The 23775-nt window shown below is 59.9% G+C and carries 23 protein-coding genes; 11 read left to right on the top strand and 12 right to left on the bottom strand.

Annotation, left to right across the window (positions count from 1 at the left end):
• Positions 1-46: 46 nt before the first annotated feature.
• On the top strand, positions 47-772 hold the full coding sequence (locus HQ945_RS11905) for an HAD family hydrolase (protein WP_244532949.1): 726 nt from the start codon (positions 47-49) through the stop codon (positions 770-772).
• Here the strand turns inward: HQ945_RS11905 and HQ945_RS11900 are convergent, their stop codons facing one another.
• The 3 genes from HQ945_RS11900 to HQ945_RS11890 all read right to left on the bottom strand — a co-directional run bounded on the left by HQ945_RS11900 (position 773) and on the right by HQ945_RS11890 (position 4800).
• Positions 773-2293, bottom strand: a complete 1521-nt coding sequence (locus HQ945_RS11900) for a helicase HerA domain-containing protein (RefSeq protein WP_113280788.1) — start codon at positions 2291-2293, stop codon at positions 773-775.
• A 126-nt stretch (positions 2294-2419) separates the two neighbouring features.
• Positions 2420-3724, bottom strand: coding sequence for an MFS transporter (locus tag HQ945_RS11895; RefSeq protein ID WP_113280787.1), 1305 nt, complete (start codon positions 3722-3724; stop codon positions 2420-2422).
• A 32-nt stretch (positions 3725-3756) separates the two neighbouring features.
• Positions 3757-4800, bottom strand: a complete 1044-nt coding sequence (locus HQ945_RS11890; RefSeq protein WP_174208110.1) for an aldo/keto reductase — start codon at positions 4798-4800, stop codon at positions 3757-3759.
• Positions 4801-4916: 116 nt separating this feature from the next.
• On the opposite strand from HQ945_RS11890, the gene HQ945_RS11885 reads away from it, so the two are divergent.
• Positions 4917-5489 (top strand): TetR/AcrR family transcriptional regulator, encoded by a 573-nt coding sequence (locus HQ945_RS11885; protein WP_091923812.1) that lies wholly within the window; start codon positions 4917-4919, stop codon positions 5487-5489.
• A 28-nt stretch (positions 5490-5517) separates the two neighbouring features.
• Here HQ945_RS11885 and uvrB read toward each other — a convergent pair whose 3' ends face one another.
• The 3 genes from uvrB to HQ945_RS11870 all read right to left on the bottom strand — a co-directional run bounded on the left by uvrB (position 5518) and on the right by HQ945_RS11870 (position 10096).
• Entirely contained in the window at positions 5518-8328 is a 2811-nt protein-coding gene (gene uvrB, locus HQ945_RS11880) for an excinuclease ABC subunit UvrB (protein ID WP_091923810.1), read from the bottom strand.
• A 114-nt stretch (positions 8329-8442) separates the two neighbouring features.
• Positions 8443-8700, bottom strand: coding sequence for a SemiSWEET transporter (locus HQ945_RS11875; protein WP_113280784.1), 258 nt, complete (start codon positions 8698-8700; stop codon positions 8443-8445).
• 199 nt (positions 8701-8899) lie between these two features.
• A complete protein-coding gene (locus HQ945_RS11870; RefSeq protein ID WP_113280783.1) occupies positions 8900-10096 on the bottom strand; it encodes a mandelate racemase/muconate lactonizing enzyme family protein in 1197 nt (398 codons plus the stop codon).
• Between the two features lie 187 nt (positions 10097-10283).
• On the opposite strand from HQ945_RS11870, the gene HQ945_RS11865 reads away from it, so the two are divergent.
• Positions 10284-10661 (top strand): acyl-CoA thioesterase, encoded by a 378-nt coding sequence (locus HQ945_RS11865; RefSeq protein ID WP_036815387.1) that lies wholly within the window; start codon positions 10284-10286, stop codon positions 10659-10661.
• A 4-nt stretch (positions 10662-10665) separates the two neighbouring features.
• Here the strand turns inward: HQ945_RS11865 and HQ945_RS11860 are convergent, their stop codons facing one another.
• Positions 10666-11088, bottom strand: a complete 423-nt coding sequence (locus HQ945_RS11860) for a VOC family protein (RefSeq protein WP_113280782.1) — start codon at positions 11086-11088, stop codon at positions 10666-10668.
• A 174-nt stretch (positions 11089-11262) separates the two neighbouring features.
• Here HQ945_RS11860 and HQ945_RS11855 point away from each other — a divergent pair, with 174 nt between their 5' ends.
• Positions 11263-12450, top strand: a complete 1188-nt coding sequence (locus tag HQ945_RS11855; protein ID WP_113280781.1) for a low temperature requirement protein A — start codon at positions 11263-11265, stop codon at positions 12448-12450.
• On the opposite strand, the gene HQ945_RS23140 is transcribed toward HQ945_RS11855, so the two are convergent.
• Positions 12451-13491, bottom strand: coding sequence for an extensin family protein (locus tag HQ945_RS23140; RefSeq protein WP_174208109.1), 1041 nt, complete (start codon positions 13489-13491; stop codon positions 12451-12453).
• Between the two features lie 193 nt (positions 13492-13684).
• Here HQ945_RS23140 and HQ945_RS11845 point away from each other — a divergent pair, with 193 nt between their 5' ends.
• On the top strand, positions 13685-14035 hold the full coding sequence (locus HQ945_RS11845) for a DMT family protein (protein WP_027233393.1): 351 nt from the start codon (positions 13685-13687) through the stop codon (positions 14033-14035).
• On the opposite strand, the gene HQ945_RS11840 is transcribed toward HQ945_RS11845, so the two are convergent.
• Together HQ945_RS11840 and HQ945_RS11835 are read right to left on the bottom strand one after the other, a co-directional pair.
• A complete protein-coding gene (locus tag HQ945_RS11840) occupies positions 13964-14908 on the bottom strand; it encodes a DMT family transporter (protein ID WP_113282109.1) in 945 nt (314 codons plus the stop codon). The two genes, HQ945_RS11845 and HQ945_RS11840, sit on opposite strands and share 72 nt — an antisense overlap.
• 83 nt (positions 14909-14991) lie before the next feature.
• Positions 14992-16128: a PQQ-dependent sugar dehydrogenase gene (locus tag HQ945_RS11835; protein ID WP_113282110.1), complete on the bottom strand. Its 1137-nt coding sequence runs from the start codon at positions 16126-16128 to the stop codon at positions 14992-14994.
• A 305-nt stretch (positions 16129-16433) separates the two neighbouring features.
• On the opposite strand from HQ945_RS11835, the gene greA reads away from it, so the two are divergent.
• Genes greA through HQ945_RS11820 form a run of 3 tightly spaced genes read left to right on the top strand, consistent with a single transcriptional unit; the run spans position 16434 to position 18703 of the window.
• A complete protein-coding gene (gene greA, locus HQ945_RS11830; RefSeq protein WP_174208108.1) occupies positions 16434-16907 on the top strand; it encodes a transcription elongation factor GreA in 474 nt (157 codons plus the stop codon).
• Positions 16908-16925: 18 nt separating this feature from the next.
• A complete protein-coding gene (locus HQ945_RS11825) occupies positions 16926-17972 on the top strand; it encodes a glycosyltransferase family 4 protein (RefSeq protein WP_113282139.1) in 1047 nt (348 codons plus the stop codon).
• Positions 17969-18703, top strand: a complete 735-nt coding sequence (locus tag HQ945_RS11820; RefSeq protein ID WP_113282111.1) for a glycosyltransferase family 25 protein — start codon at positions 17969-17971, stop codon at positions 18701-18703. The genes HQ945_RS11825 and HQ945_RS11820 overlap by 4 nt, the downstream gene beginning before the upstream one ends.
• On the opposite strand, the gene HQ945_RS11815 is transcribed toward HQ945_RS11820, so the two are convergent.
• Entirely contained in the window at positions 18700-19170 is a 471-nt protein-coding gene (locus tag HQ945_RS11815) for an Lrp/AsnC family transcriptional regulator (protein WP_027233388.1), read from the bottom strand. The genes HQ945_RS11820 and HQ945_RS11815 overlap by 4 nt on opposite strands.
• 98 nt (positions 19171-19268) lie before the next feature.
• Positions 19269-20669, bottom strand: coding sequence for a TrkH family potassium uptake protein (locus HQ945_RS11810; protein WP_174208107.1), 1401 nt, complete (start codon positions 20667-20669; stop codon positions 19269-19271).
• A gap of 313 nt (positions 20670-20982) precedes the next feature.
• Between HQ945_RS11810 and trxB the strand changes: the two genes are divergently transcribed.
• The 3 genes from trxB (at position 20983) to HQ945_RS11795 (ending at position 23598) form a co-directional block, all read left to right on the top strand.
• Complete coding sequence (gene trxB / locus HQ945_RS11805) at positions 20983-21957, top strand: thioredoxin-disulfide reductase (RefSeq protein ID WP_174208106.1); 975 nt, start codon at positions 20983-20985, stop codon at positions 21955-21957.
• A gap of 152 nt (positions 21958-22109) precedes the next feature.
• On the top strand, positions 22110-23006 hold the full coding sequence (locus tag HQ945_RS11800; RefSeq protein WP_027233385.1) for a LysR family transcriptional regulator: 897 nt from the start codon (positions 22110-22112) through the stop codon (positions 23004-23006).
• A gap of 115 nt (positions 23007-23121) precedes the next feature.
• On the top strand, positions 23122-23598 hold the full coding sequence (locus tag HQ945_RS11795) for a DUF2380 domain-containing protein (protein WP_174208105.1): 477 nt from the start codon (positions 23122-23124) through the stop codon (positions 23596-23598).
• Positions 23599-23775 lie beyond the last annotated feature (177 nt).

The raw sequence follows: 23775 nt of genomic DNA, 5'->3' as shown, positions 1-23775 counted from the left end.
CCATGCTCGGGCGCTGCAGACAATGTTTGAATGAAGGAAAATAATCATGCAAGTGGAACGCGATATGCTTGCGCCTGGCGCTCTTACCACGATCGGTTTCGATGCCGATGACACGCTGTGGCAGAACGAACAGTTTTTCCGCAGTTCAGAACGGCATTTTGCCGATCTCCTCGCGCCCTATGCCGACGTTCCTGACCTTTCCGGGCGGCTTCTTGCCGTCGAAAAGCGCAATCTCGACCTGTACGGCTTCGGGATAAAGGGGTTCACCCTGTCGCTCGTCGAGACCGCCGTGGAGGTCACCGAAGGCCGGGTGCCCGCATCGATCATCGCCGATATTCTCGCGGCGGGCCGCGAAATGCTGCGCCACCCCGTCGAGACGCTGCCGCACGTTACGCAAACGCTGGAGGCGTTGTCTGATGCCTACCGGCTGGTGCTGATCACCAAGGGCGACCTGTTCGATCAGGAGCGCAAGCTGGCGCAATCGGGGCTTGGCGACTTTTTCGATGCGGTCGAGATCGTAAGCAACAAGGACAAGGCGACCTACGAGACCATTTTCCGGCGTCATGGCGATGGCGCGGAGCGGGCCATGATGATCGGCAATTCGCTGAAATCCGATGTGGTGCCGGCGCTCGAGGCGGGGAGCTGGGGCGTCTTCGTACCGCACGAACTCACCTGGGTGCTCGAGCACGTCGATGCGCCTGTTGAGGAGCCACGCTTCCGGCAGATCAACCATCTCGGCGAACTCTTGCCGCTGTTGGGCGATTTAGCCTGACTATTCCGCTGCTTCCTGTTCGGGCGCGGCTTCCTCGGGGCCGTTGGGATCGCCGGGGCCGGTCTCGCAGCCAAGATCGGGAAAGGCAACGATGCGATTGCCGGTAAAATCGGTGCGGACCACGATCAGGCCCTGTTCCTCGAAATAGGTGAGCAGCCGGCGGGCACGTCGGGCCGAGTGCGTACCGTAGGCCCGCGCCAGCGTAGCGTCGGACGGGCAACTGCTGCCTTTAACCGCGGCTTGCGCAACAATGAAGAACACGCCTTGAACATCGTCAGGCAATGTCTTGGAAAGTTCGAGCGCCTGCTGCCATGGCTCGCTTTGCGCCGTTTCACCATCGATGCCGGCGCGGGCGACTGCAAGGCGGCGCCGGAATTCTGGCAGGGTGAGTGCATCGCCTGGCACGCGGCGAATGCGGCAGCGGACGAGGAAATCCTGGTAAAGGACGGCATCGGTGCGGAATGACGCGTCCGGATCTGCCAGCATTTCCTGCATGACGGCGCTGATCGACGTGTTGCGCTCCGCCTCGTCGATTTCGGGGAAGAGCATCGGGGCAGGGTTGTCCGGCTGGGCAGCCGCCTTTGCCGCCTGGTTGAGCTGGCTCAGAATGTCCGCAGTCGACGTTGTCGGCGGCGGAGTGGGCGAACGCCGGATTGGCGTCCTGCGCTCTTCCGGGGCCGGCGTAAAGATCAGGTCTCGGGCATCCTCACCGGGCTGCGGCAGCGGCGTGAGCTTGGGGCTCGATGACCGCGCCGAGGTCTCGACCGCGCCGATTGTCACCGCCAATGGCCTTCGTGAAAGTGCTGGTCCAAGCGCCACGAAATGACCGCGGGCGAGGTCGCGGAACTGTTCGGCCTGGCGTCGCTCCATGCCGAGCAAATCCGAAGCGCGGGCCATGTCGATATCGAGGAACGTCCGTCCCATGAGGAAATTGGAGGCTTCGGCAGCAACATTCTTGGCGAGCTTGGCGAGACGCTGGGTGGCGATAACGCCGGCAAGGCCGCGCTTACGCCCCCGGCACATGAGGTTGGTCATCGCGCCGAGCGACAGCTTGCGGGCCTCGTCCGACACTTCGCCGGCGACAGCCGGAGCGAAAAGCTGGGCTTCGTCGACGACGACGAGCATCGGATACCAGTAGTCGCGCTCCGCATCGAAGAGGCCGCCGAGAAAGGCCGCCGCGCAGCGCATCTGCTGCTCGACATCAAGGCCTTCGAGATCGAGGACCACTGAAACGCGGTGTTGGCGAATACGTGCTGCAATGCGCGTCAGCTCGCTTTCCGTGCGTGCGCCGTCGACAATGACATGGCCGTATTTCTCGGCAAGGGTGACGAAATCGCCTTCCGGATCGATCACGCATTGCTGGACCCATTGCGCGCTCTGTTCGAGCAGGCGGCGCAGGAGGTGGGATTTGCCGGAACCGGAATTGCCCTGCACGAGAAGACGCGTGGCCAGAAGCTCTTCGAGATCGAGCATGGCTCTTGCGCCGGCGGGCGCCGCTCCCATGTCGATGTCGACCTTCATCCATGCTCCAGTTGCTTCAAGTGATTCCGCGCGACGAACCGGCGCGCAGACTCTCTTAGCATCGGTCGATGTCCTCGACGCAGGGTTTTCGACGGAAACCCACAGCTCGTTTCATGTCGCCCGGCCTCAACCTGCCGGTGCGGGTTCCGGGACGGCATCGTCCTTGCTCTGCTTGCTCAATGTCAGCACCAGCAGCGCGGCAATCAGGCACAGGATGCCCGCGACAAGGAATGCGGGGACATAGGTCGCATATTCAGTGCGGGCAAAACCACCGCCATAGGCCGCTGATGCTGCGCCGAGCTGGTGTCCGGCAAAGATCCAGCCGAACATCAGGCCTGCCTTTTCCCGGCCGAAGCGCTCGGTCGCAAGCTTCACCGTCGGCGGCACGGTGGCGATCCAGTCGAGCCCGTAGAACATGGCAAAGAGGGAGAGGCCATAAAAGGAGAAGTCCGAATAGGGCAGATAGAGCAGCGAGAGGCCGCGCAGGCCATAGTACCAGAACAGCAGCCAGCGATTGTCGACCCGATCGGAAAGCCAGCCCGATCCAATCGTGCCGAAGAAATCGAAAAAGCCCATCATGGCGAGCACGGTTGCGGCCCCAACGGCGGCAAGACCGTAATCGCCGCACAACGCTACGAAATGCGTGCCGATCAGGCCATTGGTGCTTGCGCCGCAAACGAAGAAGGTGGCGAACAGCACCCAGAAGGTCGAACTGCGCGATGCCTCCTTCAGCGCCAGCAGCGGCATGGTAATGAGCGAGAGCAGGCCGCCGGTCACCGGCAAGGCGGTCGCGACGAGCTTGTCGCCATAGGCCGGCAAGCCGACATCCGACGGGCGATCGCGCATTAGGAAAAAGACACCCACAACGGCGACGAGCAGCATAGCGCAGATCAGCACGATTGCCGTGCGCCAGCCGTAGTTTTCGCTTAACGAAGCCATCAGCGGCATGAAGATCAACTGACCGGTCGCGGAACTTGCGGTCAGCATGCCCAGTACGAGGCCGCGCCGCTCGGTGAACCAACGCGTCGCCACGGTTGCGCCGAGCACCATGGCGGTCAAGCCGGTGCCGAAGCCGACGACGACGCCCCACAGAAGCACGAGCTCCCAGATCCGCGTCATCGCCAGCGAAGCAAAAAGTCCGGCCGTGATGAGGATCAACGCAACGCAGACGACACGTCTGACGCCGAAATAGTTCATGAAAGCGGCGGCGAAAGGCCCCATGAGGCCGAACAGCAGGAGGCGGATGGAAAACGCGGTCGCGATCTGTTCCGTTTCCCAGCCGAACTCCTTTTCGAGTGGAACGATGAGCACGCCGGGCGCGCCCACGGCCGCGGCGGTGACCAGCATCGTGATAAAGGTGACGGCAACAACGACCCAGCCATAATGAACATTGCGGCGGGCCAGCAGGGCGGCGAGGGGTGTGGAGAGCATGGTCGGCTTTCGCAAATGTGGTGTGGCGTCTATCAGATGAGGGGAGCCGAAGGCAGGTCGAGAACTTCGAGCTTGCCGCCCGTCAGCCGCTGGCGCGTGCGCACGCTGCCGATCAGTTCATGCGGCGCGCCCAGTGCTATTGCGCTGACGCGGTAAAGCCTTTCTATCTGTTCATTGGTGAGAACCAGTGCTGCGGCGCCGATATTGTCACGGAACTGATCGAGCGTCTTTGGGCCGATAATCGGTAGGACGCCCTTGGCGGCGACCCATGCAATGCCGACCTGGCTCGGCGTTACGCCGATTTCTGCAGCGATTGCAATGACTTCATCGATGATGAGTGTGCGCTGTGTGCTGTCTTCGTGCTGAATGACGACACCCAGACCAGTTGCGCGGCCTTCTTCACCCTTGCGGTATTTGCCGGTCAGAAGTCCGCCGCCGAGCGGCGACCAGCCGACGACGCCAAGCCCGAAACCGCGCGCCATAGGCAGCAGTTCACGATCGGCAGTCCGTTCGACAAGACTGTATTCGGTCTGGAGGCCGACAATCGGCGTCCAGCCGCGCAGCGCGGCGATTGTCGCGCCGCTGGCGATCCGCCAGGCGGGGAAATTGGAGAAGCCTGCATAGACAATCTTTCCGGCGCGAACGAGGTCTTCGAAGCCGCGCACGATCTCGTCAATGGGCGTCATCTCATCGGACATGTGAGCCCAAAGCAGGTCGATGCGCTCCGTCTTCAGCCGCTTCAGGCTTGCCTCCACCGCCTGGATCATGGATTTGCGGCTATTGCCGACAACCGAGGGCCCGACATTGGCAGACGCGCCGTGGGAATATTTGGTGGCGAGAACGAAGTTGTCGCGCTCTGCGGCGATGAGATCGGAGAGGATAGTCTCAGACTGCCCGAACTGATAGCTGTCTGCGGTATCGATGAAATTGCCGCCCGCTTCAGCATAGGCGTCGAATATCTGCTTGGCGACGTCAGGAGTGGAGCCATAACCCCAGCCTGTACCGAAATTGCCGGTACCAAGCGCAAATTCCGAAACCCGCAGGCCCGTATGATTGCCGAAAAGCTTATAGCGCATGAACTGCTCCTGTGCGGGCGTATCGCAGCCGCATTTAAATGATGATCATAATGATTGACTATAAATGACGTTCATCATATAAAATGTCAACAAAGAATTTTCGTGAGGATGGTGTCATGCGTGTGAGCAAGGAACAGGCTGCCAAGAACCGGGACCGCATCATCGAAGTTGCGAGCCGCGAATTTCGCGACAAGGGCTTCGATGGCATCGGCGTCGCGGATCTTATGAAAAGTGCTGGCCTCACCCATGGCGGGTTCTATGGCCATTTCGCCTCAAAAGACGATTTGATCGCCGAAGCCTGTGCTGCTTCCATGGACCAATCGGCGGAAAAGTGGGGCAAACTGGCGGATCGGTCGCCCGAAGAGGCGTTCGCAGCCCTCATTAATGCCTATCTCCTAAAGGAGCATCGCGACCACCGGGCAACGGGTTGCACCATGGCGGCGCTTGCTCCCGACATCGCGCGGCAGAGTGGACGCGTCCGCGAGCGCTTTACGCACGGAACGCGTGCCCTACTTGATATTCTGGCTAAGATCATCCCGGGCGTATCCGCAGAGGCGAAACGCGAGAAGGCGCTTGCCACCATGGCGGGTCTCGTCGGCACGCTGGTTCTTTCGCGCGCCGTCGATGATCCGGCATTTGCCGATGAAATCCTTGCGGCAGGGCAGGCGGCCTTCGGCAAGCAGGACTGATCAACCAGCCTAAACTGGGCTGCCCTGATTACCGCCCTGGCCGACCGGTCTTGCCGGGTCGACGCTTCTTGCGCGCATCGCCGGCATCTTCGTAAGACCCAACGCCCGAACGCTCACGCCGCACGATTTCGTGGTCGTTCCTGTTCGTGCCGGTAAAGGCGGGCTTTTGCGGCACTGAACCGACGACTGGCTTTTCCGTCCGACCGACAGTCATCTCGTCGAGCGTGTTCTTGCGGAAGACGCCGAGCGGGCGCGTCGTGTCACCGCCCATCTCGTCGAGATGCGGCTTGCGGAACAGCTGTGAGTCCTGGTCCTGATCGTCGGTGACGACGCGGTGCATCGCCCGCCCGGCATTGTGCCGTCCCTTGGTGCGTCCCGTGGCCGGACTTTCCAGTTCCACCTCGCGCGCCATCGGGTCGTCCGCGATCGCAAGTTCCGTCTCGCGCAGGCGCTTGATCTCGTCGCGCAGCCGTGCCGCCACTTCGAAGTCGAGGTCGTCGGCCGCTTCGCGCATCTGCCGTTCGAGATGCTCGAGATGCGACTTCAGATTGTTGCCGATCATGGCGCCGGACTCGGCAAAGCCGGAAATGTCAGCCCGTACGTGGTCACGTTCGTAAACACTGTTGAGAATATCGGCGATGTTTTTCTTGACGCTGGCGGGCGTGATGCCGTGCTCGGCGTTATAGGCCTCCTGCTTCTCGCGGCGGCGGTTGGTTTCCGCCATCGCCCGCTCCATGGAGCCTGTCACGTGGTCCGCATAGAGGATGACCTTGCCGTCGACATTGCGGGCGGCACGGCCGATCGTCTGGATCAGCGAGGTTTCGGAGCGCAGGAACCCTTCCTTATCGGCATCGAGAATGGCGACAAATCCGCACTCGGGAATGTCGAGACCCTCACGCAGAAGGTTGATGCCGACGAGAACGTCAAAGGCGCCGAGCCGCAGGTCACGTAGGATTTCAATGCGTTCGAGCGTGTCGATATCCGAGTGCATGTAGCGCACTCGCACACCCTGCTCGTGCAGATATTCGGTCAAATCCTCGGCCATGCGCTTGGTGAGAACCGTAACGAGGGTACGATAACCTTTGGCGGTCGTCTCGCGAATTTCGCCGAGCACATCATCGACCTGGCTCTTCGCCGGGCGTACCTCGACCGGCGGATCGATCAGGCCAGTTGGCCGGATGACCTGTTCGGCAAAGACGCCGCCGGACTCTTCCATCTCCCAGTTGCTCGGTGTTGCCGAGACCGCAACGGTCTGCGGGCGCATGGCGTCCCACTCCTCGAAGCGCAGCGGACGGTTGTCCATGCACGAGGGGAGGCGGAAGCCATATTCGGCGAGGGTCGCCTTGCGGCGGAAGTCGCCCTTGTACATGGCGCCGATCTGCGGAACCGTAACGTGGCTCTCGTCGATAAAGACCAGCGCATTGTCCGGAATATACTCGAACAGCGTCGGCGGCGGTTCCCCGGGCTTGCGGCCGGTCAGATAGCGCGAATAATTCTCGATGCCGGCGCAGGAGCCAGTGGCCTCCAGCATTTCCAGATCGAAGGTGCAGCGCTGTTCGAGGCGCTGCGCTTCGAGCAGGCGTCCAGCGGCGTTGAGTTCCACAAGCCGATGCTTGAGCTCTTCCTTGATCGACCGGATCGCCTGGTTCAGCGTAGGGCGCGGCGTTACATAGTGCGAATTGGCGTAGATCTTCACCGAACGCAAATCGCCGGTCTTTTGCCCGGTCAGCGGATCGAATTCGGTAATTGCCTCGATCTCGTCGCCGAACATGGAAATGCGCCAGGCGCGGTCCTCAAGGTGGGCCGGGAAGAGTTCGATCGTGTCGCCGCGCACGCGGAACGAGCCACGCGTGAAGTCCATGTCGCGTCGCTTGTATTGCTGCGCCACGAGATCGGCGAGCAGGGCGCGCTGGTCGAGGCGGTCGCCGATCTTCATCTCGAAGGTCATCGCCGTATAGGTTTCGACCGAGCCTATACCGTAGATGCAGGAGACGGAAGCGACGATGATGACGTCGTCACGCTCGAGCAGCGAGCGGGTGGCCGAGTGGCGCATCCGGTCGATCTGCTCGTTGATCGAGGATTCCTTCTCGATATAGGTGTCCGAGCGTGGAACGTAGGCTTCCGGCTGGTAGTAATCGTAGTATGAAACGAAATACTCTACCGCATTGTTCGGAAAGAAGGATTTGAACTCGCCGTAAAGCTGCGCGGCCAAAGTCTTGTTTGGCGCGAGAATGAGGGCCGGACGCTGGGTCTGCTCAATCACCTTGGCCATGGTGAAGGTTTTACCCGAACCCGTAACGCCGAGCAGGACCTGGGTGCGGTCATCATCCTTGATGCCGGAGACGAGATCCTGGATTGCCGTCGGCTGGTCGCCGGATGGCTGGAAATCGGTCTCCATGCTGATCTGGATGCCGCCCTCGGATTTCTCCGGGCGGGCCGGTCGGTGCGGCTGCCATGCGGCTCCGTTCTTGAAGAGCGGATTGCCACTCTCGATGAGCGCCGCCAGCGCTGCGACCGTTGCCGTGGCTCCGCCCGGTGCGATACTTCCAGCATCCTCGAGCCCGATATCGAGGCCTGCAACGGGATTAAGGCCTGCGGCCGCGCGCGTCTTCGGGTCGGTCGATCCGCCGATCGACGTCCCGCGCGATGTCCGCGAAGCGCTGGATTGCGTCTTCGCACCCTGCTTTGCCTTGGCCTTCGCTGGCTTGGCTTTGGCCGAAGCTTCGGTGATCTGGTTCGCCCAATCGCTGATAGAGCCGGAAAGCGGCGTGCCTTCCAGCTCGGATTGGGGCGCTTCGCCGAAACCGCTTACATTGTACTTGTCAGGAGATTTAGCCATTCGTCGAATATGGTAAGAGTCCGGCGAAATGGAAAGGGCGGCCCGGCAGAAACTGACAGGCTCCTGACAATAGGTTGTCAGGAGGGCGGCCAAGCCAGGCCGGTTTGCTGGCAATCAGCCGTAGCGGATTTTCAGGCCGAGAATGGCGAGGATGAGCAGGAAAGTGACGCCGTTTGCCATGATCACCGGCAATGAGCCGATCATCATGCCGTAGATCAGCCACAGAAAAACGCCGAGCATCAGCGAAGCGTTGGATACAAGGGAAATGCTGGCCGTTTCCCGGTGCCGCATGATCTTGATGATCTGCGGGATCCAGCACAGCGTGGTGATCACGGCAGCAAGGCTACCGACAAGTTCAATATGGAGCGGCACGGATCGGGTCTTTCGAAGAAAAATGCGATTAATATATGAGCTGATTTTTCCTTGAAATACAGCGGAATAATGGCATCAAGCTTTACATGCGACAATTATTTTCGTGGAACGCGGGAAGGCAGCTTTGACGGCTATGGCTGAGCGCGCCGAGGCGGGAACGCGACCGGCCTCAGAGCCCAGATCGATAGGTCCATTGCGATCATACGATCAGCGGATCGCGTCCCATGCCGAGATGCAGGTCATGGCCGTCATAGGCGTGCGCGGCGGCAACATCCTCGTTAAGTTCGACGCCGAGGCCGGGTTCCGAAGACGGGATGACGTAGCCATCCTCCCACTTGATCGGCTTTTTCAGGATATTGGCGTGGAACCCTCCGAAGCCCTGGATACATTCAAGGATCAGGAAGTTCGGGCTGCAGGTGGAGATCTGGATGTTGGCGGCTCCGACGATCGGCCCGCAATAAAGGTGCGGTGCGATCTGCGCATGGAATGTCTCCGCCATGCCTGCGATCTTCTTGGCTTCGAGAATGCCCCCGACGCGGCCGAGATTCATCTGCAGTATATTGGCGGCACGATTGACGAGAAGGCGCTGGAATTCGTACTTCGTCGTCAGGCGCTCGCCGGCCGCGACCGGGATCGAGGTGTGCTGCTGCACATACCCCATGTTCTCCGGCATATCAGGTGGGACTGGTTCCTCCAGCCACAGCGGATCATAGGGTTCGAGCCGCTTGGCCAGCCGCACCGCGCTGGTCGGCGTCATCTGGCCATGGGTGCCGAACAAAAGGTCGGCCTTGCTGCCCACGGCTTCACGCACGAGGCGAACGAATTTCTCGCCGAGATCGAGTTGTTCGAGCGAAAGCTGGCGCGGATCGAACGAGGTATAGGGGGCAACGGGGTCGAACTTCACCGCGGTATAGCCTTCCTCCACATATTCGGCAGCACGCTCCGCTGACGCTTCCGCGTTCCAGTAGATGGCGGAGGTCTCGCCGAGTTCGGGCTTGGGATAGATGTAGGTGTAGCTGCGCAGCCGCTCGTGCACCTTGCCGCCAAGAAGTTCATAGACCGGTTTGTCGGCTTCCTTGCCGATGATGTCCCAGCAGGCCATTTCCAGCGCCGAAATGGCGCCCATGACCGTCACGTCAGGACGCTGGGTGAAGCCGCTCGAATAGGCGCGGCGGAAAAATCGTTCGATGTGGTGCGGGTCTTCGCCTATGAGCCAGCGCTCGGCGACGTCCTCGACGACCTTGCGCATAATCTGCGGACTGACCGTGGAATTATAGGCCTCGCCATAGCCGACAACGCCGGAGTCGGTCGTCAACTTGACGAAGAGGAACCATGTGCCACCAAACGAGGGCGGCGGATTGCCGACCACGAAGGTCCTGACGTCGGTTATTTTCATGATCCCCTCCGGTACATTCGCTGTACTGCCAGACTAAGCCAGCGGCGATACGAAACCGAAACCGGTCAACGACCCGCAATGTCGGGTTTCTGACAGTTGCGGGCGAAGGCCCCTTTTCAATCCTGCGGCCGCACCCCATCATGGCGGCAACGCAATTCATTGACGGAGACGGCAATTGACCGAAGAGATGAAGCCTATCGGCGAACTCACCCTGCGCACGCTGGCGATGCCGGCGGACGCCAACGCGGCCGGGGACATTTTCGGTGGCTGGGTCATGGCGCAGATGGATTTGTCCTGCGGCATTCGGGCCGCGGAACGGGCGCGCGGACGCGTAGTGACGGCTGCCGTCAAGGAAATGGCCTTCGCAAAACCGGTCAAGATCGGCGATACGCTGTGCATCTACACCCATATCGCCCATGTCGGACGCACCTCGATCACGCTGAAGGTCGAGGCCTGGGCGCAACGTTACCTGTCCGACCTGATGGAACTCGTCACCCACGCCGACTTCATCATGGTTGCGCTGGACAAGGACGGCAAGCCCACCCCGGTTCCGAAGGAAATCTGACCGATCAGCTCTGGCTGCCGATCATGTAGCGATCCCAAAATCCAGCTGCCGATTCGATTTGCTCGACAACGTCGATCCAGAGGCCCGATGGATCATGAAATCCGAAGCGGCGCTGCCCAAAGGGCTCGTCGGTCAGCGGGTATTCGATCTTGAGGCCGGTGGACGCGATCTTGTCGAAGGCTTCCCGGGCATCCTCCACCTGTAATTCGAAACACATGCCGGTTCCGCTGAACTTTTCCCGGCCGGGCGGGGCGGACGGGTGGTCAGGCGTCATGAAAGCGATGCTGGCCGATTGATCTTCGGCGATCAGGTAAGAGAACCAGGTGCTGTCGAATGCGCTGACAAAGCCAAGATGCTCGATCCAGAAGTCGCGGCAGGCCTCCTTGCGGTCTGTGACGATGATTGGATAGCGGTCAACGAAGCGCATGGGTTCCTCCCGGAGTTGTTTGATCATCTAAAAGTGGGAAAGCGGCGCGCAAGCGCAACCCCAAATTGTCAGGAGTGTCGTGCGCGTTCAGGTTCTGGCTGCGCCAAAAACCATTTCATTTTTGAGTGGAACCGCTTCATCTTACGGGCAGGCTAATGATTTGGGAGATGGGGCGTGGCATTCTTCGGGGCAATTCGGGACTATTCCCGTCAGCGGGATGCTGCTGATAGTGCGAAGGTCGATTTCGTCGAACTCTTCTTCGACCTCGTCTTCGTATTCGCCATTACGCAGATATCGCATTTCCTCCTGCATGATCTGAGCCTCAAGGGCCTTGCCGAAAGCGCGCTGCTGCTCACCGCCGTATGGTGGGTATGGGTCTATACGATGTGGGTGACCAACTGGCTCGACCCCGCGACCGCGCCAGTCCGCACGATGCTGTTCGCGCTGATGCTCGCCGGGCTTGTGCTCTCCACCTCGATCCCCGCCGCCTTTGCCGGGCGCGGCATCGTCTTTGCGCTCGCCTATGTCTCGATGCAACTTGGACGCACCCTGTTCATGCTGTGGGCCGTGCGGCATCACGACGATGCCAACTTCCGCAACTTCCAGCGCATTGCCGTGTGGCTCAGTATTTCGGCGATCTTCTGGCTGGCCGGTGGCCTGGCTATGCCGGAATATCGTCTGCCGCTGTGGGCAGCGGCGCTGGCAATTGAGATCCTTGGGCCGGCCGTGGGATTTTGGGCGCCCCGGCTTGGCGCCTCAATCACCACGGACTGGAATGTCAGCGGCGACCATATGGCCGAAAGGGCGGCCCTTTTCATCATCATTGCACTCGGCGAATCCATCCTCGTATCCGGCGCCACCTTTTCGGAGCAAGAATGGAGCCTGGTTTCGCTGGCGGCGTTCTTGACCACTTTCGTCGCGTCCGTCGCCATGTATCTCATCTATTTCAATCTCGGCCAGTCGGCAGCGCATCACAAGATTGCAGAGACCGACGATCCGGGGCGAATCGCCCGCATCGCCTATACCTATGTCCACGTGCTGCTGGTCGCTGGCATCATCGTCGTCGCCGTCTCGGACGAGTTGGTGCTGGATCATCCGCTCGGCCATGCGGAAGCTGCCATGATCTGGACGTCGGTCGGCGGCACGGCGCTTTATCTTGTCGGCAATCTTCTCTTCAAGCGCTACGTCAATGGCCGGGTACCGCTATCCCATCTCGTTGGGCTCGTGCTGTGTGCCGGATTGGCGGTCATTTGCCCGGCACTTTCACCGCTGGCGATCGGCGCCGCGACCAGCGCTATCCTGATCGTCGTCACCGTCTGGGAATATCGGAGCTACAAGCAGCGGAAATTAAACCCGCACTGATCAGCGGCAGGCGCGGTGGCCGCTGCGCCGCTGCATCAGGTCGAAATGGAAGTGCGTGCTGTGAAAACGGTCGTAACCGGGTCCGAGCACGGTGGTGAAATAGTCGCAAGCATCCGAACGAACGGTGTTGAGAAGACCACGCTGGCGGAACGAGAAGAGCCCCGGCCTTTCGACCTCGATTTCGCGGCCGTTGTTGAGCGTGATTTTCGCGATGTCGAGCGCATTTCCCCTGGCGTGCTCGGACATGGGCCGGCCGCGCTGGCTGCTCATGGTGCGGCAAGAATAGCTCGACGCCTGATGTATGGTGTTGATGCCCGAAAGGTAGCGCAGCCGCGTCGATGGCGAGAGGTCGCCCTTGACCCAGCGAGCCAATGCAAGCGTCATCTGGCAATTCAGCGTAGCCGTCGGCTTCAGCTTTATATTGCCGCTGGCAAAACCGCTGACCGCGAGCGGATGGTCGATGCGGCAAGCGCCGCCATCGTTGATTGGCGGCTTCTCCTGAAACACCACGCCAAGCTTCTTGAGTTCGGTGCGGCAGGCCATCTCGCCGCCGGACATGCCGAGAACGCTTTCGCCGCGTGCGATAGGATCGCGTATCGCATTGGGATAACTATAATTTTTCAGATACCCATAGCTCTTGTCATCATCCGACGGGGGTTCCATTTCCGGCAGGGAATAGGGCTTGGTTTCCCCAAGCCGCGGAATTTCCGGCGCTGCTTCGGGCGGCTGCAAGGTCGGCGTCGCCGGCTCGATCGGTTCGCTCGCCGCCTGGCTGGTGTCCGGCACAGAAATGACGTCGGGGGGTGGCCCAGACATTTGGTCCATCCCGGAGCTCGGCAGCGTTTGCGTTTCGACAGCGACCTGATTTTCCTCGTTGGCGAGCGATCTGCTGGCAATAGCGGTATCCGAACCGCTGCCGACGTCGGCCATGGGACGGCGCACTTCGTCCATGCCACAGCCACTGAGGGTCGTCGACACGGACAACAGCAGTATCGTGGATAAGCGCTTCAAGCGCACAGCGGACGACAACGCACAACTCATGTCACCACATCCCATTGCCTGAATCGAGGCGCAGCAACGGGTGAAAGTAGAGGCAAATCGTAAAGGAAAGGTCAGCGGCTTCTTAACATTTGGGATCGAAACATGACGGGCCCGCAAATGGCTTGATTTTGCTGCAATTGCCGGTGCATTTAGCCTGCCGTAGCCAACGACCTATGTTCTTGAAAGAGCGATCATGCCGAATTTCCTATCGCCATCCATTGCGCCCATTTTCCTGCTTATTGCTTCCAATGTTTTCATGACCTTCGCCTGGTACGGTCACCTCAAGTTTCCGTCAGCGCCATTGGCGAAGGTGGTGTTCATCAGCTGGGGCATTGCGCTGATGGAATATTGGCTGGCCATTCCCGCCAATCGCATCGGCCACACGGTCTATTCGACCGCTGAACTGAAGACGATGCAGGAAGTCATCACGCTCGTCGTCTTCAGCCTGTTCTCGGTGTTTTATCTCAAGGAATCATTCACCTGGCAGCACGTGGCCGGATTTGCCCTGATTGCCGGCGGGGCGACCTTGATCTTCAAGGCGTGACTTGTTGCGCAGCATCGGGATGAGTTCGACAGCGATCATTGCCGAAAAAATGAGGGCGCACCCGACGAGGCCCTGAAGCGTCAGGCGCTCGCCGAGCAGAATCATGCCGAAGATCGCGGCGAAAAGGGCTTCGGACGAAAGCATGATGGCGGCCTGCGGCGCAGTTGTGAAACGCTGGCCGACGGCCTGCAGGGTGAAGCCAACGCCCGACGACAGGACACCCGCAAAAATGAGTTCCGGACCGGCCGCGAGGATCGAAAACAGTTCGGTCCGCTCGCTTGTCATCGAGACCAGCAGGCCGAGGATGCCGCAAACCAGATACTGCACGAGGCACAGCATAATCGGGCGCCCGCTCTGAACGCCGATGCGATTGATGAAGATGATCTGCAGTGCCCAGAAAACTGCACATCCCACGATAAGCCAGTCACCCACGGTCAGACCATCGAGACGGCCCCCGGAAAGAAGGTAGATACCGGCAAGCGCAGTCATGGCGCAGGGCCAGACGACCGGATGCGGCCATTGCCAAAATAGAAATACGCCGAGGATCGGCACCATGACGACGTAAAGCCCGGTCAGGAACCCGGCATTGGTGACGGACGATGTGAGCATGCCAACCTGCTGCAGGGCTGCGCCGGAAAAGAGCAGGAGGCCGATGAAGAAAAAGCCAAGATAATCGCGCTGTGTCAGCCCTTGGCGCGCGTTTTTTGCCTCACGGATTGCGAGAGGCAGGACGGTCAGCGCCGCAAGAAAAAAGCGGATGGCGACAAACATGAACGGCTTGACGCTGGCCATGGCCGTCGACTGGGCAACGAAGCCGAAACCCCAGATCGCTCCGGCAAGAAGCAACAGAATATTGGCGCGGCCATGCGTCATGACGATCCCACAAGTTGGTGCGGTTACATCAGGTTCCGCAGTCGCAATTGCTCTAACTGCTGCAACCGACGACTGCAAGACGCTTAGCTCGCTCGCGCGCGTGTCAATCGAACGATCCTGCCATCAGCATCGTCGGTTAGAAGATAGACCGAGCCATCCGGCGCGACGCGGACGTCGCGGATACGGCCGAACGCGTCCTTGAGCATGCGCTCCTCGGTTGCGATCGTGCCTTTTCCATCGCGTTCAAGCCGCACCAGCGTTGCAAACTTCAGCGATCCGACAAGGAGATCGCCCTGCCATTCAGGAAACATCTCGCCTTCATAGACGGCCAGTCCCGACGGCGCAATCGACGGATCCCAATAGTAGAGTGGCTGCTCGTAACCCTTGGCCTTCGTGCCCTTGCCGATCTTGGCGCCGGAATAATCCTTGCCGTAGGAGATGACCGGCCAGCCATAATTCTTGCCTGCCTGAGGTTGGTTGATCTCATCACCACCCTTTGCGCCATGCTCCACTGTCAGGAGCGTCTGCGTGACTGGATCCCAGGTCGCCCCTTGCGGATTGCGATGGCCCTTCGACCATATTTGCGGCAGCCCCTTATTGCCATCGGCGAACGGATTGTCCGCCGGCGTGGTACCGTCGGCATTGATGCGAAGCACGGAACCTGCTTCATCCTTGAAATCCTGGGCGCGGTTGCGGTCGCCGCGCTCGCCCATCGTGACGAACAGCTTGCCATCCGGCGTAATGACGATGCGCGAGCCGAAGTGCTGGCCCTTGCTGGTCTTCTTGCGCATCGAGGTGAGGACGGTGACGTCCTCGAGGGTTCCGCCCTGCCCACTGCGCACGAGTCTGGCGCTTGCAATCGCAGTGCCCGCGCCGTCCTTGCCAGGTTCTGAGAAGGTAAAAACGAAGCGCCCGCTTTGCGCAAAATCCGGCGCCAGCACGACATCGAGCAGGCCGCCCTGGCCCATCGCAGCGACCTCCGGTACACCTTTCAGCGGGTCCGATACATTGCCATCCTTGACGATCCGCATATTCCCGGCGCGTTCCGTTACGAGAAGGGCGCCATCGGGAAGGAAGGCGAGGCTCCAGGGGTGGTCGAGGTTGCTCGCGACCGTCTCGGAAGCGACGGGCGCTTTCTCGGTGTCGAAGGTCTCGGCATGTGCCATCTGGCCGCCAAAGCAAAGGGCGCCGGCCAGCAAAATAGCTATTCTCCGTCGCATCGATGAGGGTCCTTTCATCGTGGGCATTGTCGGGCGTGGCTAGTCAGTTTGGGAAATTGAGAACACATTTCGACGGTTCGGTCGCCTCACAGTGATGTGAGTCCCTCGTGATTCGATAATGTATCGCTCGCAAATCCGTTTGCCGGCACTATTTCCACTTTCTTCGTGAAATTGCCTGAAACGATGCTATATTAAGTCAGGAATGATTGAACGGTTCCGAAGCTTTGAGCTCCGGCGACCGTTTTCTTTTTGTGCCGCGTGGCTCTGTTTTGGCCCGTTTTGGCACTACAACGAAAGGAGAGGACATGGAAAAGGTCCCGATGACTCAGGCAGGATTTGACAAGCTCAAGGAAGAGCTGCGCTGGCGCCAGCAAGAAGAACGGCCGCGCATCATCCAGGCGATTGCGGAGGCGCGCGCTCATGGCGACCTTTCGGAAAACGCCGAGTATCATGCTGCCAAGGAAGCGCAGAGCCACAACGAGGGTCGCGTCGGCGAACTCGAGGACTATGCGGCGCGCGCCGAGATCATCGACATTTCCAAGCTTTCCGGCGACAAGATCAAGTTCGGCGCAACGATCCGTCTTGTCGATGAGGATACCGAGGAAGAGCGGACGTACCAGATCGTCGGCGACCAGGAAGCCGATCCCAAGGCGGGCCGGATTTCCGTTTCCTCGCCAATTGCCCGCGCCCTGATCGGCAAGAGCGAAGGCGACACGATCGAAGTCAATGCGCCGGGCGGCGCCCGGTCCTACGAGATCCTTGGCTTCAGATTCGTTTAAGCGGTGTCGTTCGATACCGTGTCAAACGTCGAGGTGATTGCGCCGAACTTCAAGCGCACGCTTTCTGGCGTCACCTCGACCATCATCCAGCTTATTCCATTGCAACGCGCAAACGGCCTCAAGATAGCAACCTTGGGGCCGGGCCTGCCGGACGATCTGTCGAAGATCCGCTGGTTGGGGCTACCTGGCCTATGGCTAAGGCCGCGAACCCGTCCGTTCCGCATCTGGCACGCCCGCCGCAATACGGAGATGGTCGCCGGCATTTTGATGCGTTCGGTGTTGCGCATGCGGCTAAAGTTGCTTTTTACATCGGCGGCGCAGCGTGACCACAGGTCCTTCACCAAGTGGCTTATCCGGCAAATGAACGCCGTCATCGCGACGAGCGGGAAATCCGGCAGCTTCCTTGAGGTGCCGCACACGGTTATCATGCACGGTGTCGACACAGAGCGGTTTCACCCGCCATCGGGCGAAGAGGACAGCTTTGCGGCCTCTGGCCTGCCGGGGAAATATCTCATCGGCTGTTCGGGCCGGATTCGGCATTCGAAGGGAACCGATCTCTTCGTCGACGCAATGATCAGCCTTTTGCCGCACCATCCGGAATGGACGGCAATCATGACCGGCCGCACAACCGTTGAAAACAAGGGTTTCGAGCAGGAACTGCGGCAGAAGATCGCCGCTGCCGGACTTGAGGACCGCATTCTTTTCCTCGGCGAAGTGCCGGACGTGCGCATCTGGTATCGCCGCATGACGCTTTACGTTGCCCCGTCCCGCAAGGAAGGCTTCGGCCTGACGCCGCTCGAAGCCATGGCGTCGCAGACGGCGGTTGTCGCGAGCGATGCGGGCGCCTATGCCGAGATGATTACGCCCGAAGCAGGATCGGTCGTTCCTGCGGGTGACGGCAAGGCGCTGGAAGCAGCGATCGCGCCTTATCTTGCCGATCCGGCCCAGTGCGCCAATATGGGCAAGGCCGGCCTTGCCCATGTGCGGCAGAATTTTCCGCTGGAAAAGGAAGCCGGAAAGATACTCGACGTCTACGAGGCTATTTTCGCGGGCGGGCTGCGGTGAAGACTGCGGCGCTGATCATCCATCTAAAGCGCGCCACAAAGCGCGGCGAACACGTCGAGAAGCTGATCAAGCGCCTGCCAATCAAGGCTGAAATCCTCAATGCCGTTGACGCCATGAACATGACGCCGGGCGAAATCGATGCGGTCTATGCCCGGTCATTGCGAAAGCCGTACTACCCGTTCGAGCTGCGTCCTTCGGAAATCGCCTGCTTCCAGTCGCACCGCAAGGCGTGGGCGACGATCGTCGAGCGCAATCTCGATGCGGGGCTTGTCATCGAGGACGATGTCGATATCGACGACGGGCCATTCGCTGAGCAACTGGCACTGGCGCTGGAAGCCATTCAGCCCGGCGATTATATCCGCTTTCCGCGCTGGACGCGGGGCGAACATGGAACCGATATTGCGCGCAATGGCACCTGTTCGATCATGCAGCCGCGCTTGCCCGGCCTTGGCATGCAGATGCAACTTGTCGGCCGCGAGGCTGCCGCAGAACTCCTGAAGGCGACGGAGCGGTTCGATCGTCCGGTCGACACGACGATACAGATGCGCTGGCTGCATACCGCGCGCATTCTTTCCGCGCGGCCGATCACCATTCGCGAGATCGATTTCGATCTTGGCGGTACGGTCGTTCAGGGCAAGAACAAGAGTTTCGGCGCCCGCTTGAAACGGGAAATTCTAAGGCCGTATTACCGGGTCGCGTTGAACCTCTACAGCCGCACGCGACGAACCTAGAGCACCATCAAAGGTTCGTTCTTTACCGAGCGGATGGTCAGCGATGTGCGCACCGAATCGACGTTCGGAGTCGAGGTGAGTTCCTCGATGACGAAGTTCTGGAAGGTGGAAAGGTCGCTCGCAACGCAGTGAAGCAGGAAGTCCGATTCACCTGAAACCATCCAGGCACGGCGCACGAGCGTCCAGTTCTGGGTCTTCTCGGCAAAGCTCTTCAGATCGGCATCGGACTGGCGGTGCAGGCGGATCATGCAGAAAGCGACGATGTCCTGCCCAAGGACCGCGCCGTTCAGGATCGCGCGATAGCCCTGAATGACGCCGCTTTCCTCAAGTTTGCGCACGCGGCGCAGGCAGGGCGGCGCCGAGATACCGACGCGTTCGGCGAGCTCCACATTGGTGATGCGGCCATTGTCCTGCAATTGTTTCAGGATTTTCCAGTCGATCGCGTCGAGTTCCGCCTTCAGAGGCATGGGTGCCTTTATCCTGTTTCACACGGTAAGTGCGTTATACATAAGCGATTCCTGCTGCTGTGTAATGCATTGCCCGCCGGTTGCAAACAGGTTGCGATTTATCTCGTCCAGAAGCGACGGGTAAAGAGAATAACGACGGTGACGATTTCGAGACGTCCTGCGAGCATCAGATAGCTCAGAACCAGCAGCGATGGATCGCCGATTGTCGAGAAATTGCCGGCCGGGCCGATCGTTTCGCCAAATCCTGGGCCGACATTCGAAAGCGCAGTCAGCGCGCCGGTGAAAGCTGTCCCGAGATCGTTGCCGAGCATGGCAAGCACCGTGGCGCCTGCGACGAGCGAGGCCATGTAGAGAAAGATGAACAGGAGGGCCGATTGTGCGACTTCGTCGGTGATTTCCGATTTCCCATAGCGCATCTTGACGATGGCGTTCGGCAGGATCAGGCGCGTCAGGCTGGCAGATGCCATCTGCCAGAGAATGATGAGGCGATTGATCTTGATGCCGCCGGAAGTTGAACCGGAGCAGCTGCCAATGAACGTCACAAGGAAGAATATGCCGAGCGCCTCGGCACCCCAAAGCGTATAGTCTTCTGTCGCAAAGCCCGTCGTGGTGATCACCGAGACAAGGTTGAACGTTGCCGCGATGATCGCGTCAACAAGCCCTATGCCGGTTTCCAGCATCAGCCCGGTGGCAAGGATCGCACTGAAGCCGATAATGATGATGAAGAACAGCGTGACCTGCGGATCGCTCATCGATACCCGGCGTTGCGGCATCGCCGCCTTGATATAGAGCACGAAGGGCAGGGCACCGAGGATCATGAATACGGTGGCGATGATGAGGATGGCGCGGTTGTGGGCGTAAAAGCCGAGTGATGAATCGTGCGTCGAAAAGCCCGCCGTCGCAACTGTGGTCATGCCATGATTTATGGCGTCGAACATGCCCATTCCGGCGACAAAATAGAGAATGGTGCAAACCAGCGTCAGGCTGACATAGGCGAGGACGATGCCGGTCGCGATCTGGTGGATGCGCGGCAGTATCTTCTCCGACTTGTCCGAGGATTCCATGTGCAGCAGCTGGATGCCGCCGACGCGCAAGGACGGCAGCAGCAAAAGCCCCAGGCCAATAAAGCCGAGGCCGCCGAACCAGCACAGCATCGAGCGCCAGAGCAGGATACCGCGTGGCATCCTGTCGAGACCGGTCAGAACCGTGGCGCCGGTGGCGGTAATGCCGGACATGGACTCGAAGAAGGCCTTGATGATGCTGATCGGCAGCGGTGAGAAGATGAAGGGCAGGGCGCCGAATACGGCCGCGCTAAGCCAGAGGGCGACTATCAGCAGGAATCCAAGCCGGGGGGTGAAGCGGATCTCGGGGTGGTGCGTGGCAAGGCTGGTCAGCCAGCACAGGACAGCGGTAAGACCTGCTGCCTGGACGAAGACGAGCCAATCGCGACTGCCGGCCTTGAGGTCGATGAGGGCCGGTATGAGCATCGTCGCTGCCATGATGAGGCCGAACCGCGCGCATAGATTGATGATGGTGCGAAAAATGGCGTTGACCCTCCATCCGTCAGAAATCGGTCGCTACGTTCTGGAAAGGGCGGTGGTCCGCATTTTTGACATCTTCAGTTTCATAACTGGTTCGTGCAGAGCGCACAATGGAACGAAGAGGCGGGAAAGGCAGCAGCAAGCTGTGGCTAACCCGCCTATGTTTTGCACAGACCTTGCAACACCGGGGGCTGAGCCACTACCTTATGGCGGTCGAACGCGAGCTGTGGCCCGCGCCAACTTTTGTGAGAAATGAATTTAAGGTCTTGTTATGTCGAAGCGCCATGTGCCCGTTCTCATTATCGGCTCCGGTCCCGCGGGTTATACCGCTGCGATCTACGCTGCCCGCGCTAATTTGAAACCGCTTATCGTGGCGGGCCTGCAGCAGGGCGGCCAGTTGATGATCACGACCGATGTCGAGAACTATCCGGGCTACGCCGATCCCGTTCAGGGACCCTGGATGATGGAGCAGATGCGCATTCAGGCCGAACATGTCGGGGCCGAAATTGCGCATGACATCATCACCGAGGTCGACTTGTCGGTGCGCCCCTTCCGCCTGGTCGGGGACGGTGGAACGCAATACACCTGCGATGCGCTGATTATTGCCACCGGCGCACAGGCAAAGTGGCTCGGAATTCCGACCGAACAGTCCTTCATGGGCTTTGGCGTCTCGGCCTGCGCCACCTGCGACGGATTTTTCTATCGCAACAAGGATGTGGTCGTCGTAGGCGGCGGCAATACTGCCGTCGAGGAAGCGCTCTACCTTGCCAATCTTGCCAAGTCGGTGACCATCGTTCACCGCCGCGACCAGTTCCGAGCCGAGAAAATCTTGCAGGATCGCCTGTTCAGCAAAGAAAACGTGACCGTCATCTGGGACAATGTCATAGACGAGATCACGGGCACCGAAGCCAAGGCGCCGCTGCCGGCATCGGTCTCGGGCGTGCGCCTGAAGAACATCAAGACTGGCGAAACCACTGATCTTGAGACAGATGGCGTCTTCGTTGCCATCGGTCACGCGCCGGCCGTCGAGCTCTTCAAGGGCAAGCTCAAGCACAAGCCGAACGGCTATCTGTGGACGGCGGCGGATTCCACGGCAACCGATGTTCCCGGCGTCTTTGCTGCCGGCGATGTCACGGACGACATCTACCGGCAGGCGGTAACTGCAGCAGGCATGGGTTGCATGGCAGCACTTGAAGCCGAACGCTGGCTGGCCGCTCAGGAACCAGTACGCGAAGCTGCTGAATAAGAATAACCTTCGCGCACCGCGCGTGATGGCACGCGGGGCTGCGGTGGAATGTTGAGTGGCCCAACCCCAGACAATCAAACATGATTTTGGGGGCAATGGGTCAAATGGAGCTGGCCGCGATGGCGCGGCCGGAGTGGGGAGAAAACTGCGCGATGTCGCTTGATTGGGACAAGTTGCGAATATTTCATGCTGCGGCAGAAGCTGGGTCGTTCACCCATGCTGCCGAGACATTGCACCTGTCGCAATCGGCTATTTCCCGTCAAGTCAGCGCACTGGAGCAGGATGTCGGCGTGCCGCTGTTTCATAGGCATGCACGGGGTCTCATCCTGACCGAACAGGGCGAGGTACTTTATCGCACCGCCCACGAAGTTCTCATGAAGCTTGAAAACGTCAGGTCGCGGCTCACCGAAAGCAAGGACAGGCCTTCCGGAAAGCTTCGCGTGACGACGACGGTCGGCCTCGGTTCAGGCTGGCTTATCGAGCGCGTACAGGAGTTCATCGAACTCTATCCTGAAGTCCAGTTGCAACTGCTCCTCGACAATGAGGAACTCGATCTGACGATGCGCCATGCCGATTGCGCCATTCGCCTGCGCCAGCCGCAACAGCCCGACCTTATCCAGCGCCGCCTCTTTACCGTGCACATGCACGTCTATGCGGCGCCGGGCTATATTGCCAAGTATGGCAAGATCGAAAGCATCGACGAAATCGATTCGCATCGCATCATCAGCTTCGGCGAACCTGCGCCCTCCTATCTCACCAATCTGAACTGGCTGGAGGTCATCGGCCGATCGGATGGGAACCTTAGGCCGGCGGTACTGCAGATCAACAACCTTTTGTCGATCAAGCGTGCCATCCAGAAAGGCGTCGGCATCGGTGTATTGCCGGACTATATGGTGGAGAAGGACTCGACCCTTGTTCGGCTTCTGCCCGAGATGGAATTGCCGTCCTTCGATACGTTCTTCTGCTATCCGGAGGGCATCAAGAACGCCGCAAAGCTGCATGTTTTCCGCGATTTCCTGTTTTCCAAGGCGCGCACCTGGGCGTATTAGACTATCCTTTCTTCGCAGGCGAATTATAGTCCATCGTGAGGCACCTTCGAACGGACCGGCCATTTCGCCGGCACGGTGTGTCATGCCTGCAGTTGCTCGCATATCGATTGCGTTTTTGAGTCTGCTCCTGGCCTCTGGTCACAGCGATGCAGAAACACAAACGCTGATCGCCTCCGCCAATTTCGATTTCGTCGATACGTCCGGTGAGCCCCGGGACCAGTCCGCCGACCATCAGAGGCGGCTGAGGGAGCTTGCCGACTATCTGCGCCGGCAACTGGCGGAGCAAGGCAAGTTCAAACTGGTGCCGTTGCCATGCCAGGACGGCCAATGCACCGCGACCGACCCGGGATTTGCAGCGCTCTCCGCAATGGCGAGGCAGAACGGCGCGACCTATGTCGTCATTGGCGCCGTGCAGAAAACCAGCACGCTCATCGGCTGGCTGCGATACTCCGTGCTGGACGTGCGGGACAGCCGCGCCGTCTGCGGCGACTTCATCACCTATCGCGGCGATACCGACGAAGCATGGCGGCGGGCTGCGAAGTTTTCGGCCGGACAAATCGTTCGGCATTGCAATTTCAATATGCAAAAATGATGAATTCTTAAGCGGATTGGCGCGCTATGCATCAGATGCATGGGTGCAATGCACAATTGGATGTTGCGAGAAACGGCCAAAACCTTCATATCCACATCACTTGCCGGTGCGTCTCCTCCTCCCATTGCGCGCCCGCAAGTGTTCCCCTCTGGAGGTTTTAGCCGGAAACGGCACCTT

Source organism: Phyllobacterium pellucidum (assembly GCF_013327855.1).
In the GTDB taxonomy this organism is placed as follows: Bacteria; Pseudomonadota; Alphaproteobacteria; order Rhizobiales; family Rhizobiaceae; genus Phyllobacterium; species Phyllobacterium pellucidum.
This window is presented reverse-complemented; position numbering and strand designations above follow the sequence as displayed.

Coding starts and splice junctions, on each gene's coding strand:
- HQ945_RS11905 (WP_244532949.1), top strand. CDS start 47: ATGCAAGTGGAACGCGATATGCTTGCGCCTGGCGCTCTTACCACGATC.
- HQ945_RS11900 (WP_113280788.1), bottom strand. CDS start 2,293: ATGAAGGTCGACATCGACATGGGAGCGGCGCCCGCCGGCGCAAGAGCC.
- HQ945_RS11895 (WP_113280787.1), bottom strand. CDS start 3,724: ATGCTCTCCACACCCCTCGCCGCCCTGCTGGCCCGCCGCAATGTTCAT.
- HQ945_RS11890 (WP_174208110.1), bottom strand. CDS start 4,800: ATGCGCTATAAGCTTTTCGGCAATCATACGGGCCTGCGGGTTTCGGAA.
- HQ945_RS11885 (WP_091923812.1), top strand. CDS start 4,917: ATGCGTGTGAGCAAGGAACAGGCTGCCAAGAACCGGGACCGCATCATC.
- uvrB (WP_091923810.1), bottom strand. CDS start 8,328: ATGGCTAAATCTCCTGACAAGTACAATGTAAGCGGTTTCGGCGAAGCG.
- HQ945_RS11870 (WP_113280783.1), bottom strand. CDS start 10,096: ATGAAAATAACCGACGTCAGGACCTTCGTGGTCGGCAATCCGCCGCCC.
- HQ945_RS11865 (WP_036815387.1), top strand. CDS start 10,284: ATGAAGCCTATCGGCGAACTCACCCTGCGCACGCTGGCGATGCCGGCG.
- HQ945_RS11860 (WP_113280782.1), bottom strand. CDS start 11,088: ATGCGCTTCGTTGACCGCTATCCAATCATCGTCACAGACCGCAAGGAG.
- HQ945_RS23140 (WP_174208109.1), bottom strand. CDS start 13,491: ATGAGTTGTGCGTTGTCGTCCGCTGTGCGCTTGAAGCGCTTATCCACG.
- HQ945_RS11845 (WP_027233393.1), top strand. CDS start 13,685: ATGCCGAATTTCCTATCGCCATCCATTGCGCCCATTTTCCTGCTTATT.
- HQ945_RS11840 (WP_113282109.1), bottom strand. CDS start 14,908: ATGACGCATGGCCGCGCCAATATTCTGTTGCTTCTTGCCGGAGCGATC.
- HQ945_RS11835 (WP_113282110.1), bottom strand. CDS start 16,128: ATGCGACGGAGAATAGCTATTTTGCTGGCCGGCGCCCTTTGCTTTGGC.
- greA (WP_174208108.1), top strand. CDS start 16,434: ATGGAAAAGGTCCCGATGACTCAGGCAGGATTTGACAAGCTCAAGGAA.
- HQ945_RS11815 (WP_027233388.1), bottom strand. CDS start 19,170: ATGCCTCTGAAGGCGGAACTCGACGCGATCGACTGGAAAATCCTGAAA.
- HQ945_RS11810 (WP_174208107.1), bottom strand. CDS start 20,669: ATGGCAGCGACGATGCTCATACCGGCCCTCATCGACCTCAAGGCCGGC.
- trxB (WP_174208106.1), top strand. CDS start 20,983: ATGTCGAAGCGCCATGTGCCCGTTCTCATTATCGGCTCCGGTCCCGCG.
- HQ945_RS11800 (WP_027233385.1), top strand. CDS start 22,110: ATGTCGCTTGATTGGGACAAGTTGCGAATATTTCATGCTGCGGCAGAA.